General features: G+C 70.5%; 16 protein-coding genes. 9 read left to right on the forward strand and 7 right to left on the reverse strand.

The window, feature by feature from the left end; all coding sequences use genetic code 11:
• Positions 1-29 precede the first annotated feature (29 nt).
• Complete coding sequence (locus tag AB0368_RS17875; RefSeq protein WP_366154971.1) at positions 30-419, forward strand: ACT domain-containing protein; 390 nt, start codon at positions 30-32, stop codon at positions 417-419.
• A gap of 148 nt (positions 420-567) precedes the next feature.
• On the opposite strand, the gene AB0368_RS17880 is transcribed toward AB0368_RS17875, so the two are convergent.
• Positions 568-1041: a hypothetical protein gene (locus AB0368_RS17880; protein ID WP_366154972.1), complete on the reverse strand. Its 474-nt coding sequence runs from the start codon at positions 1039-1041 to the stop codon at positions 568-570.
• A 34-nt stretch (positions 1042-1075) separates the two neighbouring features.
• Here AB0368_RS17880 and AB0368_RS17885 point away from each other — a divergent pair, with 34 nt between their 5' ends.
• Both AB0368_RS17885 and pheA read left to right on the forward strand, forming a co-directional pair.
• Positions 1076-1327 carry a hypothetical protein gene (locus AB0368_RS17885; protein WP_366154973.1) on the forward strand — a complete coding sequence of 84 codons (252 nt, stop codon included), beginning with the start codon at positions 1076-1078 and terminating at the stop codon, positions 1325-1327.
• A 44-nt stretch (positions 1328-1371) separates the two neighbouring features.
• The gene (gene pheA, locus AB0368_RS17890; protein ID WP_366154974.1) at positions 1372-2328 is read left to right on the forward strand and encodes a prephenate dehydratase; all 957 of its coding nucleotides are present in this window, start codon (positions 1372-1374) and stop codon (positions 2326-2328) included.
• A 140-nt stretch (positions 2329-2468) separates the two neighbouring features.
• Here the strand turns inward: pheA and AB0368_RS17895 are convergent, their stop codons facing one another.
• Genes AB0368_RS17895 through AB0368_RS17905 form a run of 3 tightly spaced genes read right to left on the reverse strand, consistent with a single transcriptional unit; the run spans position 2469 to position 4095 of the window.
• On the reverse strand, positions 2469-3203 hold the full coding sequence (locus AB0368_RS17895) for an AIM24 family protein (protein ID WP_366154975.1): 735 nt from the start codon (positions 3201-3203) through the stop codon (positions 2469-2471).
• Positions 3204-3257: 54 nt separating this feature from the next.
• Entirely contained in the window at positions 3258-3620 is a 363-nt protein-coding gene (locus AB0368_RS17900) for a metallopeptidase family protein (protein WP_366154976.1), read from the reverse strand.
• Between the two features lie 46 nt (positions 3621-3666).
• Positions 3667-4095 carry an OsmC family protein gene (locus AB0368_RS17905; protein WP_366154977.1) on the reverse strand — a complete coding sequence of 143 codons (429 nt, stop codon included), beginning with the start codon at positions 4093-4095 and terminating at the stop codon, positions 3667-3669.
• A 67-nt stretch (positions 4096-4162) separates the two neighbouring features.
• Between AB0368_RS17905 and AB0368_RS17910 the strand changes: the two genes are divergently transcribed.
• The 4 genes from AB0368_RS17910 to AB0368_RS17925 all read left to right on the forward strand — a co-directional run bounded on the left by AB0368_RS17910 (position 4163) and on the right by AB0368_RS17925 (position 7884).
• Positions 4163-4843 (forward strand): hypothetical protein, encoded by a 681-nt coding sequence (locus tag AB0368_RS17910; RefSeq protein WP_366154978.1) that lies wholly within the window; start codon positions 4163-4165, stop codon positions 4841-4843.
• 48 nt (positions 4844-4891) lie between these two features.
• Positions 4892-6154 carry a serine--tRNA ligase gene (gene serS / locus AB0368_RS17915; RefSeq protein WP_366154979.1) on the forward strand — a complete coding sequence of 421 codons (1263 nt, stop codon included), beginning with the start codon at positions 4892-4894 and terminating at the stop codon, positions 6152-6154.
• A gap of 108 nt (positions 6155-6262) precedes the next feature.
• Positions 6263-7075, forward strand: a complete 813-nt coding sequence (locus tag AB0368_RS17920; protein WP_366154980.1) for a Cof-type HAD-IIB family hydrolase — start codon at positions 6263-6265, stop codon at positions 7073-7075.
• Positions 7075-7884: an HAD family hydrolase gene (locus AB0368_RS17925; protein ID WP_366154981.1), complete on the forward strand. Its 810-nt coding sequence runs from the start codon at positions 7075-7077 to the stop codon at positions 7882-7884. Before AB0368_RS17920 ends, AB0368_RS17925 begins: the two co-directional genes overlap by 1 nt.
• Here AB0368_RS17925 and AB0368_RS17930 read toward each other — a convergent pair.
• The gene (locus AB0368_RS17930; protein WP_366154982.1) at positions 7879-8445 is read right to left on the reverse strand and encodes a bacterial proteasome activator family protein; all 567 of its coding nucleotides are present in this window, start codon (positions 8443-8445) and stop codon (positions 7879-7881) included. The genes AB0368_RS17925 and AB0368_RS17930 overlap by 6 nt on opposite strands.
• Positions 8446-8482: 37 nt before the next feature.
• A complete protein-coding gene (gene ddaH / locus AB0368_RS17935) occupies positions 8483-9319 on the reverse strand; it encodes a dimethylargininase (protein WP_366154983.1) in 837 nt (278 codons plus the stop codon).
• A 67-nt stretch (positions 9320-9386) separates the two neighbouring features.
• On the opposite strand from ddaH, the gene AB0368_RS17940 reads away from it, so the two are divergent.
• The gene (locus AB0368_RS17940; RefSeq protein WP_366154984.1) at positions 9387-9845 is read left to right on the forward strand and encodes an Lrp/AsnC family transcriptional regulator; all 459 of its coding nucleotides are present in this window, start codon (positions 9387-9389) and stop codon (positions 9843-9845) included.
• 37 nt (positions 9846-9882) lie between these two features.
• Positions 9883-11727, forward strand: coding sequence for a beta-propeller domain-containing protein (locus AB0368_RS17945; protein ID WP_366154985.1), 1845 nt, complete (start codon positions 9883-9885; stop codon positions 11725-11727).
• Here the strand turns inward: AB0368_RS17945 and AB0368_RS17950 are convergent.
• Positions 11724-12833, reverse strand: coding sequence for a hypothetical protein (locus AB0368_RS17950; RefSeq protein WP_366154986.1), 1110 nt, complete (start codon positions 12831-12833; stop codon positions 11724-11726). The two genes, AB0368_RS17945 and AB0368_RS17950, sit on opposite strands and share 4 nt — an antisense overlap.
• Positions 12834-12837: the final 4 nt, after the last annotated feature.

Consider the following 12837-nt stretch of genomic DNA (forward strand, 5'->3'; position numbering starts at 1 on the left):
GAACGGGGTCGGGACCGTAGGGTTCCCTCATGCTCGATCTAGACCTGCTGCCGGAGGAGTACGCGGTGTGCCGGCTGCCGGCCGGATCACCCCTGCCCGCCTCCCTCAGCAGCGGGCCGGACGACAAGGGCGTCATCTCGGTGACCTGGGGCCCCGACGAGCTGTCCGTCATCTGCGCCAGCACCCGCATCCCGGACGGCGCCACCGTGGAGGCCGCCTGGCGCTGCCTGCGCGTGGTCGGGCCGCTCGACCTGGCGCTGACGGGCGTGCTGGCCTCGCTGGTCGGGCCGCTCGCCGACGCCCGCGTGAACCTCGTCGCGTTCTCGACGTACGACACGGACTACCTCCTGGTGCCGCAGGTCCGCCTGACCGAGGCGATCGACACGCTCACGGCCGCCGGTCACCGCATCAACCCCTGACCGCCCGCCGCTCTTCGGGAACCGCAATGCCGAGCAGCCGACGCATGTTCGGGCGCTCTGTCGCGCGATCCTTACCGTAGGTGCCATTTCGGGCAGTGCTGGGGGATGAGTGCGGCCGAATCGAGACGATTGTCCGACCTTTGACGTCCTAGCATGGGCGCGTGCTGGGTGATTCTCGCCGCCGGGCCTGCGGGGTGCTGCCGACCGCGGATGGGTTGCGGCTGCCGCCAGGCAGGTCGCCGCTGCCGGCGAGCAGGTCGCTGCTCTCGATAAGGGGGTTGTCGCTGCCGGCAGGCGTGTTGCTCCGGTCAGCGGGTGCGTTGCTGACCTCGGCGGGCGGGTTGCTGCTGTTGGCGGGGTGCGGGGCGCCGCCGGCGCCGCCGTTGACTTCTCCGCCCGGGATGACCGGCAGCCCCGCCGTGTCCTCGTCCGCTTCCGGTTTTCCGGCCGTCGTGCCGACCGTGCCGGCGACGGCGCCGACCGGCGGAGGGCTGCCGGGGGTACCGCCGGGGGTGCTGCCCACCGCGACCCTGCCCACGCTGCCGTACACGCCGCCTACCGCCACGAGTCCGACGACCACCTCGCCCGCGACGCCGGGGCCTGCGCCCGCGACGAAGTGCACGAGTGGGCCGACCTCCGCCCAGATCGTCGGGGTGGTGGAGGGGACCGCCGGGATTCCGGACCGCGAACTGAAGGTCATCGACGGACCTTTTTGCTCGGGCAAGTGGCAATTCGCCACCATCGAGATCGTGGCGAAGGCCTCCGAGGAGAAGTTCGAGCCGTTGTCCGTGGTGACCACCGGCGCGCCGGCCACTCTGCAGCTTGTGGAGGCCGGCACCGACGTTTGCAGCGCGCGGGTGCGTGCCGAGGCGCCCGCCGGGATTCGGGTTCGCGCCTGCGGCGCCTGAGGACGGATACGCTCCGGGACCGGTCGGGGCCTTAGGGTGGGGGAATGCCCGGTACGCCACCCACCCGATTCGTCTACCTGGGACCCGAGGGGACCTTCACCGAGCAGGCGCTGCGGACCATTCCCGCCGCCGAGCGGGGGATCCGGACTCCGGCCCGAAGCGTGCCGGAGGCGCTCGAGGCGGTACGCGCCGGGGACGCCGATGCCGCGCTCGTACCGCTCGAGAACTCGGTCGGCGGCGCTGTGCCGGTGACCCTGGACGAGCTGGGTACCGGCAGCCCGCTGGTCATCACCCGCGAGGTGGTGCTGCCGGTCGAGTTCGTCCTCGCCTCCGCCTCGCTGACGCCGATGGCCGCGATCCGCTCGGTGGCCGCGCACCCGCAGGCCTCCGCGCAGTGCCGGAACTGGCTGCGGGCCAATCTTCCCGACGCCGTCGTGGTCGATGTGCTGTCGAACGCGGCCGCCGCGATCGCCGCCGCGGCGGGGGAGTACGACGCTGCGATCTGTGCGCCCATCGGGGTGCCGAAGAACGGTCTCACCGTGCTGGCGGAGAAGATCGCCGACCATGCCGATGCGGTCACCCGGTTTGCGCTGCTGTCCCGCCCCGCCCCGCCCGCGCCGCCGACCGGGGACGATCTGACGTCGCTGGCGGTCATGATCGCGCATGACCGGGTCGGGGCGCTGCTGTCGGTGCTCACCGAGCTGGCGGTACGGGGCATCAACCTGTCCCGGATCGAGTCCCGGCCGACCGGTGAGCAGCTCGGGGTGTACGTGTTCTTCCTCGACTGCACCGGCCACGTCGCCGAGCCCCGGCTTGGGGAGGCGCTGCAGGGGTTGCGGCGGATCTGCGCCGAGGTGCGGTTCCTCGGCTCGTATCCGCGTCACCGCTGGTCGAAGAAGGCCCAGGAGGAAGCAGCGCCGTCGCGGCCGGGACTGACCAACGAGGACTTCGCCGACAGCGCCGCCTGGCTCAGCCGGCTCCGCTCGGGCGATCCCTGCTGAAGCTCAGCCACTTACGCAGAATGAAGGGCCCGGAGGTCCGGCCATGAGCCGCTGGGCGATTGGATCTCCGGGCCCGGCCTCGACGGGAGTTGCGGTCCGCACCACCCACCGAGCTACGACATGAAGCTCTTGATCTTGATCTAGTTGCCCAGCAGGTTGCCGAGGATGCCGCCCTGCTGCTGCTGACCGTGGGCCACGCCGGCGAGACCGCCCGGCGGCTCCTCGGAGGGCTGGACCACGACGAAGCCCTGGCCGCCGAAGCTCATCGTGAAGCGCTCGCCGGTGGTGCGGCCCAGCAGCGTGCCGATGCCGAGCTGCTCCGCGCGGTGGTAGCCGGTCTGCAGGTTGGCCGACCAGCAGATCGCGGCCTGCGGGTCGACGTAGGTGGGCTGGTCGACGGTCAGGACCACCGGGCTGCCCTTGGTCGTCACGGCGATGCGGCCGTAGCCGGAGAAGACACAGTTGAAGAGGCCCGCGTTGGAGAGCGCGCCGGCGCCCTGGACCATCTTGATGTCGTAGTTGAGGGTCGAGTCGAAGGCGAGGACGTTCGCGCCGTTGATCGACAGGCCGTCGCCCGGCTCGAGGTCGATGAGGTGGATGTCGGCGGCGTTCTCCGCCAGGAAGACGTCGCCGCGTCCGCTGACCTTCATCAGGGGAACGCCCTCGCCGGTCAGCTTCTGCTTGAGGAACTTGCCGATGCCGCCGGAGCCGAGCGCCTCGAACTGGACCTGGCCCTGGTACGCGACCATCGAGCCGACGCGGGCCATGAAGTCGCCGTTCAGCTCCGCCTTGAGCAATTTGGAATTCTGGAGCCGCAGGCCCGGCTGGGAGGACTCCTTCTCGAGATTCTCGGCCGAGAACAGATCGCTGCGCATGAGGTCCTCCTGTAGGCGATGACTCAGCAGAGAGTAAGGCCTGACAGCAAGGTTTCAGCCCCAACCCAGCTCGTGTAGTCGCTGGTCATCGATGCCGAAGTGGTGGGCGATCTCGTGCACCACCGTGATCGCGACCTCGTCGACGACGTCGGTCTCCGTCTCGCAGACGGTGAGGGTGGGGAGCCGGAAGATGGTGATCCGGTCGGGCAGCACGCCGGCGTAGTCCCAGCCGCGGCGGGTCAGATCGGTGCCCTCGTAGAGGCCTAGCAGGTCGAGCGTGCCGTCCGGGGGCAGATCCTCCACCAGGATGACCACGTTGCTCATCATCTTGAGCAGCTCGGGCGGCACCTCGTCGAGGGCCTCGCCGACCAGTTCCTCGAAGCGTTCACGGCTCATCTCGACCGGCACGCGGCCCATTGTGCTCCACCCGCCTGAGAGCGGGTGGAGCACGGACGAGCGTGGTTCAGGAGAGGGTCGCGCTGAGGGTGATCTGCGCGCCCGGCGAGAGCAGGCGGGAGATCGGGCAGTTCTCCTTGGCACCCTCGGCGATCTTCTGGAACGTGTCGGCGTCCACGCCCGGGACGTCGCCGACGGTCTCGAGGTCGATGCGGGTGACGGAGAAGCCCGCGTCGGTCTTGTCCAGGTGAACCTTGGCGGTGGTCTCGACGGAGGTCGGGGTGAAGCCCTCGTCCGCGAGCGCCTTCGAGAACGCCATCGAGAAGCAGCCGGCGTGCGCGGCGCCGATGAGCTCCTCGGGGTTGGTCCCCTCGCCCTCTTCGAAGCGGGACTTGAAGGAGTAGTTCCCCTCGTACCCGCCCTTTCCGGTCTTGACGGTGCCGGAGCCCTCGGTGAGGTTGCCCGACCAGCGGGCGGAAGCAGTGCGAATAGGCATACCCGTGACGCTAGTCCATATCAGGCAACGCTGGCCGGTGGACGGCGCGCGGGCAATGATGGGGTGCATGTCCGACCCTGTCGTCGTCGAGTTCGGCCCCGAGCCGCCGCCGTCGCGCCGGGCGAGTTTCCTGACGGGTCTGGCGATCGATCGGCGGGTAGTGCCTCTCGCCGCGGCCCTGGGCATGCTGGCTCTGTTCGCGTCCCTGGTGTCGGAGTGGCAGGTCACCAAGATCGACGCCACGGTCTTCCGGGACGTGCAGACCGGTTCCCGTACGTTCCGGGCCACCGTCGCGGAACTCGACGGGTGGGGGACCGCGTACCTGGTCGGGATGTTCTTCCTGACGGCCGCCGTGGTTCTCACGCTCGCCGGGCCGGCGCCGGGTCGCGCGTACGCCCGGCTCGCCGCCCTGAGCACCGGCGGCGTCATGCTGGCCGTGGTCGCGGCGGTGTGGTCGTCGCTGGACGAGAAGACGTGGGTCGCCGGGCAGCTCGACGTCAGCGGCCTGGAAAGCGACCAGATGGAGCTCACGACGGGCCGCGGCCCGTGGTGTGCGGCCGCGGGCATCGTCCTGGTCCTGCTGGCCATGTATCTGGCCGGGCGGCGGATCCCCGAGGCACCGGCGGCGGCGTGGCGGCGGCCACCGGCCGAGGAGGACGAGGGGCCGCCCGACGCACCCTTCGAGCTGACCGTCGCGCCGGCCCAGACCTGGAGCGCGTCCGAGGAGAGCCGGGACAAACCAAGCTAGGCATATCGAGGTGAAGACCGGACACGGGCGCCGGTAGGCTCATCAATCGTGATTGACCTGCGACTGCTGCGCGAAGACCCCGAGCTGTTCCGTGCCAGCCAGCGGCTGCGCGGCGAGTCCCCCGACAAGGTGGACGAACTGCTGCGCGCCGACGAGGAGCGGCGGGCGGCCACCCAGCGGTTCGAGGCGGTACGGGCCGAGCAGAAGTCCCTCGGCAAGCAGGTCGCGAAGGCTTCCGGCGACGAGCGGGCGGCTCTGCTCGCGCGTACCAAGGAGCTCGCCGCCGAGGTGAAGTCCTTCGAGACTGCGACGAGCGAGGCCGACGAGGCGCTCCGCCGCGCCCACCTGGCCCTGCCGAACGCGGTGCAGGACGGCGTGCCGGCGGGCGGTGAGGACGACTTCCTCGTGCTGCGCGAGGTCGGCGAGCTGCCCGTGATCGAGAAGCCGCGGGACCACCTGGAGATCGGCGAGGCGCTCGGCGCGATCGACACCGAGCGCGGCGCGAAGGTGTCGGGCTCGCGGTTCTACTTCCTCACCGGCGTCGGCGCCCTGCTGCAGCTCGGCATGCTGCAGATGGCGATCGCCCAGGCGGTGGAGCGGGGCTTCACCCCGTCGATCACGCCGTCGCTCGTGCGCCCCGAGGCCATGGAGGGCACCGGGTTCCTCGGCAGCCACGCGAGCGAGATCTACCGGCTCGAGGCCGACGACCTGTTCCTGGTCGGTACGTCGGAGGTGCCGCTGGCGGCGTACCACTCGAACGAGATCCTCGACCTCGACGGCGGGCCGGAGCGGTTCGCGGGCTGGTCGTCGTGCTACCGCCGGGAGGCCGGCTCGCACGGCAAGGACGTCCGGGGCATCCTGCGGGTGCACCAGTTCGACAAGGTGGAGATGTTCTCCTTCTGCAAGCCTGAGGAGGCCGAGGCGGAGCACCAGAAGCTGCTCGCCATGGAGGAGGAGATGCTCGCCAAGGTCGAGGTGCCCTACCGCGTGATCGACGTCGCCGCCGGTGACCTCGGTTCGAGCGCCGCGCGCAAGTTCGACTGCGAGGCCTGGGTGCCGTCGCAGGGCCGCTACCGCGAGGTGACGTCCACGTCGAACTGCACCACGTTCCAGGCCCGGCGGCTCAACATCCGCTACCGGGACGCGGACGGCCGGCCGCAGACCGCGGCGACGCTCAACGGCACCCTGGCCACGACCCGCTGGCTGATCCCGATCCTGGAGAACCACCAGCAGCCGGACGGCTCGGTGCGCGTGCCCAAGGCGCTCCAGCCGTACCTCGGCGGTCGGGACATCCTGGAACCTGTTCGCTAACGGTTAATACACCGTCCGGCTACCAGAAGTCATAGCAGCTGGTAGCCGGGCCGGTGTAACGTTTTCCTTCCGCCCTCCGCGGGGGTTACCGCACCCTCGGAGGCTCAGATGGCCAAGCCCGGTCTGCCGAAGCTCATCGCGACCGACCTCGACGGCACTCTCGTGCGCAGCGACGACACCGTGTCCGCGTACACCCATGAGGTGTTGCACCGGGTGCGGGCCGCCGGCATCCGCATCGTCGGCGCCACCGGCCGCGGACCCCGGCTCACCGAGCTGACCCGCAACGACATCCGCGCCGCCGACTTCCTCGTGCTGGCACAGGGCGGCTGGGTCATCGACCAGAACGAGTCCGCCCTGCTCCGGAGCGCGCGCCTGCCCGGCCGTGACCTCGAGGTGGCGCTGGAGAACCTGGAGGCCGAGGTCGGTCCGCTCTCGGTCATGGTGGAAGCGCTGGAGCACGACGACGCCCCGCTCTGGGGCGACTACGACCCCACCTGGCGCTATCCGGTGACGGTCGAGCGCCGGACCCGCGCCGAGTGCCTCACCGGCGATGTGATCAAGGCGTTCGCGCGGTCGTTCGAGCGCGACGTCGACGACCTGCTCGCCGCCGCCCAGCGCATCGTGCCGCCGGATGTGGCAACGGTCACCCAGGCCGGCCTCAACTACGTCGAGATCTGCCCGCCCGGAGTGGACAAGGGCACCGGTCTCGCCGTGGTCGCGCAGGCGGTCGGCGTCGACCCTGCAGACGTCCTGGTCTTCGGCGACATGCCCAATGACCTGCCGATGTTCGCCTGGGCGGGCTGGAGCCGGGTCGCCGTGGCCAACGCGCATCCGACGGTCCTGGCGGTCGCCGACGAGGTGACGCTCACCAATGACGAGGACGGGGTGGCGGTGTACCTCGACCGGCTACTGTCGAGGTGATGCATGCGCCATTCCGCCTCGTCGCCTCGGACATCGACGGCACCCTGATCCGCGACGACGGCACGCTCAGCCCCCGTACCATCGGCGTCCTCGACCGGCTGCACCGCCGCGGCGTCCCGACCGTCCTGGTCACCGGCCGCCCGGTGCGCTGGCTGCGCCAGCTCTACGACCAGATGGCCGAGCCGCTGCCGGCGGTCTGCGCCAACGGCGCCGTGGTCTACGACCCCGACACCGACGAGATCCTCCGGGCCGCCCCGCTCTCCGTCGACCTGCTGCTCGACGTGACCAAGCGGCTGCGCGAGGCCGTGCCCGACGTCGCGCTGGCAGTGGAGGTCGAGGACGGCAGAAGCTTCTGGTACGAGGAGAAGTGGCCGTTGATGTGGGACGGCGAACACAAGGCCGTACGGATGCTGACGACGCCGGAAGAGCTGACATCGGCGCCGGCGGTGAAGCTGCTGGCCCGATCCGCGAACCACGGTCCGGACGAATTCGCCGAGCTGGTCAGCCGCACCCTCGGCGAACTGGCCGAGGCGACGCACTCGTCCTCGTCCGCGCTGGTGGAGATCTCGGCGGCGGGCGTGACGAAGGCCGCCGGGCTGGCCTGGCTCTGCGAGCGCGAGGGCGTCGAGGCGGCGCAGGTCGTCGCCTTCGGAGACATGCCGAACGACCTGCCCCTGCTGGCGTGGGCAGGCCGTTCCGTGGCGATGGGCAACGCCCACCCCGCCGTCAAGGGTGTCGCCGACGAGGTGGCGCTCACGAACGACGAGGACGGCGTAGCGGCGTACCTGGAAGATCTTTTCGGGTTATAGGTACTGGCCGGTGCTGCCGGTGCCGTCGACCTGGCCCGGCATGCCGGGGATGACCCCGTTGGGGCCCATCGGCAGGGCCGGGCGGCCCTGACCGCCGCGCATCTGCTCGAGCTGGAGGCGGGCGGCCATCTGCTGGGCGACCAGCGCCGCCTGGATGCCGTGGAACAGGCCCTCCAGCCAGCCGACCAGCTGAGCCTGGGCGATGCGCAGCTCAGCCTCGCTGGGCAGCGTCTCGGACTCGAAGGGCAGCGAGAGCCGCTCCAGCTCCTCCTGCAGCTCCGGCGCGAGGCCGTCCTCCAGCTCCTTGATCGACCGCTGGTGGATCTCCCGCAGCCGGCCCCGGCTGGCCTCGTCGAGCGGCGCCGCCCGGACCTCCTCGAGCAGCTGCTTGATCATGCTGCCGATGCGCATGACCTTGGCCGGCTGCTCGATCAGATTGCCCGGCTCCTCGGCCTTCATCGTGCCGTCGGACTCCACCGTGCCCAGCGGGCGGCCGTCCGGGCCCACCACGATGACGGAGCCGTCGTCCTGCTTGTCTGCCGTGCGGGTCTCGTCGGTCATGCGACCCATCTTGCCTCGCACGCACCACGATGCCGCATCAGGGGCGCAGCTCGGCCACCGCGCACTTGACGCTGCCGCCGCCGCGCTTGAGCTCACCCAGCTCCACGTGCACCGGGGTGTAGCCGGCCGCGCTCAGCTTCTCGCCCAGCGCGGTCGCCTCGGAGTTGAGGACGATGTGGCGGCCGTCACTGACGAGGTTGAGGCCGAAGGACTCCGCGTCGGCGCGGTCGGCGATCACCGCGTCCGGGAAGAGCTGCGCGAGGACCCGCTGTGACGACTCCGAGAAGGCCGCCGGGTAGTACACGATGTTCTCGTCGTCCAGCGCCGCGAGGGCGACGTCGAGGTGGTAGAACGCCGGGTCGACCAGCTTCAGCGAGATCACCGGGCGGCCCAGCACCTCCTGCGCCTCCGCGTGCGCGGCCGGGTCGGTACGGAAGCCGTGGCCGGCCAGGATCAGACCGCCGTGGGCGGCGGGCAGGTAGGCGAAGTCGCCCTCACCCTCGTTGACGTGCACCGGGTCGGCGAAGGTCCACGGCCCGCCGGCCTCTCCGGCGTAGAAGGCGCGGTGCGCGGCCGCCTCGGCTGCGCGCTGCGGGTACTTGAAGCGGGCGCCGTAGACCCGGCCGTCGACCGAGAACGCGCCGTTGGCGGCGTACACCATGTCGGGCAGGCCCGGGACGGGTTCCAGGACATGGACGGTGTGCCCGAGGTCGGTGAGAGCATCGCGGAGCAGGATCCACTGCTTGAGCGCGAGAGCCGGATCAACCGGGACGGTGGTATCCATCCAGGGGTTGATCGCGTACTCGACCGTGAAGTGCGCGGGAGGACACATGAGGTATGTCCTGGTTCGCGGCAAGCGCTCCGTGTAGCTCATGTTGTAAAGGGTAGGTACGCTGGGACGGACGAAACAGCTCGATCCCTTGCTCGTCGGAGGCGAATCGTTGCACATGGACGCCGTAGACAAGCGAATCATTGCACTGCTGGTGGCCGACGCCCGTACGTCATACGCGGATATCGGAGTAAAGGTCTCACTCTCCGCCCCCGCGGTGAAGCGGCGCGTCGATCGGTTGCGGGCCAGCGGCGTCATCAAGGGATTCACGACCATCATCGAGCCGTCCGCGGTCGGCTGGACCACCGAGGCGTTCGTCGAGCTCTTCTGCACCGGGCGTACCACCCCCGCCCAGATCACCGTCGCGACCCGGCGGCACCCTGAAGTGGTCGGCGCGTACACGGTCTCCGGGCAGGCCGACGCGCTCGTGCACCTGCGCGCCGCCGACATCGCCCACCTCGAGCAGGCCCTCGAGCGGCTGCGGGCCGAGCCGTTCGTCACCTCCACGCGCAGCATGGTCGTGCTGTCCCGGCTGGTCGAGATGCCCACGCCGGTGCCCACGACGAATTAGCCGGAACCCGGGACCGGCGCATCGCGTCCCACCCCCCATGTCACGCCGTCTGGTTCTCTGCGCCGCCCTCGCCGCCACGTTGCCGCTCGCCGGGTGCACGGCGAAATCCTCGCCTCCTCCCGTTCATCAATCGGGTTCGATGCGGCTCGTCTCCTTCGATTCCTGCTCGCAACTTGAGTCCGAGCTGAAGAAGGCCGCGAAGGCGAGCGTCGGCCCGTACGGCTTCCCCGGCGACGGAGTGATGCCCGAGGCGGTCGCCGTCGGCGGAGCCCGGACGATGGCCGACGCCGCGAAGGCTCCGGCCCCCACGCCGGCGTACTCGGGCACCAACAACCACGAGCAGGACGCCGACGAACCAGACATCGTGAAGACCGACGGCCGCCGCATCGTCACGGTCGACCAGGGCACGCTCCGGGTCGTGGACGCGGCCACCCGCCGGGAGACCGGCAGGCTCGCCCTGCCGCTGCAGGCCACCGGCGGCCCGGTGGAACTGCTGCTCTCCGGGGACGTCGCGCTGATCCTGGTCCCGGGCGGCATGGGACGGTACGTGATGTACAAGCGGATGCCGGTCGCGGAAAGCCCGCAGGTGATCTCCGTCGACCTGTCCGGCAAGCCGCGGATCATCAGCCGGTACAAGGGCGAAGGCAGGCTCGTCGACGCGCGCCTCACCGGCGGCACCGCCCGGATCGTGCTGCGCACCTCGCCGCGCCTCACATTCCCCGACAACCCGAGGGTCCAGGACGAGAGCGACCGCGTCGACGACAACCAGGCGGCCATCGACCGCGCCGACGTCGACGCCTGGCTTCCCACCTGGGAGGTCACCACCGGCACCGTGACCGAGAAGGGACGGGCCGACTGCGGACGGGTCAGCCGGCCGACCGACTTCTCCGGCGCCTCCCTGGTCAGCGTGCTGACGTTCGACCTGAGCAAACCGGAACTGGGTAGCGGCGACCCGGTGACGGTGGTCGCCGACGGCGACACCGTCTACGCCACCGGGAACAGCCTTTACCTGGCCAGCGACCAGCGCTGGCGGCTCGACCGGTTCCCGGGACGGGCCGCGATGCCGGTCCGGCAGGAGACCGACCTCTACCGCTTCACGTTCACCGGCAACCAACCCCCGGTGTACGCGGCAGCCGGCACGGTACCCGGCTTCCTGATCAACCAGTACGCGCTGTCCGAATGGGACGGTCACCTGCGCGTCGCCACGACGAACCAGGAGGCCGGGCGGTCGGCTGTGCGCGTACTCCGCCAGGACGGCGACAAGCTGGAGCAGACCGGGGTGGTCGACGGGCTCGGCAAGGGTGAGCAGATCTACTCCGTACGCTTCATCGGCCCCCGCGGGTACGTCGTGACGTTCCGCCAGACCGACCCGCTCTACAGCCTCGACCTCACCGACCCGGCCCAGCCGAAGGTCACCGGCGAATTGAAGATCACCGGCTACTCGGCGCACCTCCAGCCGGCGGGCGAGGGCAGGCTCATCGGCATCGGCCAGGAGGCGGACGGCGCCGGACGGGTCCAGGGCACCCAGGTGTCGCTCTTCGACGTGTCCGACCCGGCGAAGCCGCGGCGCCTCGCCCAGCACCACATCCCCGGCGGGCAGTCCGAGGCCGAGTGGGACCCGCACGCCCTGCTGTGGTGGCCGGCCACGAAGCTGCTGGTCGTACCCGTGTCGGCGTACTCGTTCGACGGCGGAACGACCACCGATGGCGCGCTGGCGTTGCAGGTGGGCGACACCGGGGTGAAGCAGATCGCCATGCTGCACCAGCCGGCGATCCGGCGCTCCCTGGTGATCGGCGACGTGCTGTGGACCCTCTCGGACGGCGGGCTCCAAGCCTCGCAGCTGTCCACCATGGAGAAGGTCGCCTGGCTCCCCGCCGGCTAGAGGTACATCCCGGGGCGGTGGTCGTCGCCGTCCTTGCCCTTCGCGGGGGCGGGCTTGTCACCCTCGCCGAAGAAGCGCTTGCCGCCGAACTCGCCGTGCAGCCGGTCGTCGAGCTCGTCCGCGAGCCCGGTCATGACCTGGACGGCAAGCATGAGGTGGGTGGCCTGGAAGTTGCGGCCGAAGACCGGGATGGAAGCCCAGACGGTGTCCTGCGCGCAGTAGAGCCGGCCGATCGGCATGCGGTTGGTGAGCTCGGACAGCTTCACGTACAGCTGCTCGGTCGGCTCGACCTCGGTCAGGATCGGCGACAAGACGTCGACGAGCGGCGGGTTGTCCCGTACCCGGACGAAGACCATGGCCGAACCGGCCCGGATGCCGATGTCCCCGTCGGTGTCCACCTGCAGCTGGTCGACGGTGGTCTTGGACATCGTCGCGACGACCGTCCGCACCCGCTCCTCGAGGGGGATGACCTCGTCGGCGGCACTGGCCAGCGCCTCGGACAACACGCCGTCCTCGTCGAGGTCGTCGAGGCTGAGCTCCTCGTCGATCGAGGGCTCGTGCCGGGCGGTGGCCAGCGGCGTCGTCTCGATCGGCTCGTCGTCCTCGTCATGCACGAGGTAGACGAGGAAGGCCGGATGCGGCGCGCCGTACACGTCCCGCAGCGTGCGCGAGACGACGGTGGCCAGCTGCTTCACCGCATCGGCGGTGGTCCGCAGCCCGAACGAGTCCCGCGAACCGGGCAGCACACCCGGCGGCGACCAGCCCAGCGCGACCAGATCGGCCACCGCGGCGCGATCCATGCGGAAGCCCTCGGGGAGGCCGGCGTTGCCGACGGCCAGCGCCTCGACGACGCCGTCCGGCAGGACGCGGACGCTCACGGAATAGACCGCGTCGCCGGTGCCCGAGGCCGTGGGGTCGAGGGTGATGTCGACGTGCGCGCCGGGGTTCAGGGTGGGGAGCAGGGCAGCCAGCGCCGCGGCGAATTCCCGCCACGCCTCGGTCACCTTGGCCCGCAGGTCGGCCGTGGTCGGCTCGTCGAGCAGGACGCCCTCGGGCTGGCCGTTGGGCTGGCCCTCGGGCTGGTCAGGAGTGTTCTCCGCCGTCATGATC

The sequence above is a fragment of the Actinoplanes sp. NPDC051475 genome (genome assembly GCF_040689425.1).
Lineage (GTDB): Bacteria > Actinomycetota > Actinomycetes > Mycobacteriales > Micromonosporaceae > Actinoplanes.

Excerpts from the sequence above, each read along its gene's own strand:
- AB0368_RS17875 (WP_366154971.1), top strand. The coding sequence starts at position 30 with ATGCTCGATCTAGACCTGCTGCCGGAGGAGTACGCGGTGTGCCGGCTG.
- pheA (WP_366154974.1), top strand. The coding sequence starts at position 1,372 with ATGCCCGGTACGCCACCCACCCGATTCGTCTACCTGGGACCCGAGGGG.
- AB0368_RS17895 (WP_366154975.1), bottom strand. The coding sequence starts at position 3,203 with ATGCGCAGCGATCTGTTCTCGGCCGAGAATCTCGAGAAGGAGTCCTCC.
- AB0368_RS17900 (WP_366154976.1), bottom strand. The coding sequence starts at position 3,620 with ATGGGCCGCGTGCCGGTCGAGATGAGCCGTGAACGCTTCGAGGAACTG.
- AB0368_RS17905 (WP_366154977.1), bottom strand. The coding sequence starts at position 4,095 with ATGCCTATTCGCACTGCTTCCGCCCGCTGGTCGGGCAACCTCACCGAG.
- AB0368_RS17910 (WP_366154978.1), top strand. The coding sequence starts at position 4,163 with ATGTCCGACCCTGTCGTCGTCGAGTTCGGCCCCGAGCCGCCGCCGTCG.
- AB0368_RS17920 (WP_366154980.1), top strand. The coding sequence starts at position 6,263 with ATGGCCAAGCCCGGTCTGCCGAAGCTCATCGCGACCGACCTCGACGGC.
- AB0368_RS17925 (WP_366154981.1), top strand. The coding sequence starts at position 7,075 with ATGCATGCGCCATTCCGCCTCGTCGCCTCGGACATCGACGGCACCCTG.
- AB0368_RS17930 (WP_366154982.1), bottom strand. The coding sequence starts at position 8,445 with ATGACCGACGAGACCCGCACGGCAGACAAGCAGGACGACGGCTCCGTC.
- ddaH (WP_366154983.1), bottom strand. The coding sequence starts at position 9,319 with ATGAGCTACACGGAGCGCTTGCCGCGAACCAGGACATACCTCATGTGT.
- AB0368_RS17945 (WP_366154985.1), top strand. The coding sequence starts at position 9,883 with ATGTCACGCCGTCTGGTTCTCTGCGCCGCCCTCGCCGCCACGTTGCCG.
- AB0368_RS17950 (WP_366154986.1), bottom strand. The coding sequence starts at position 12,833 with ATGACGGCGGAGAACACTCCTGACCAGCCCGAGGGCCAGCCCAACGGC.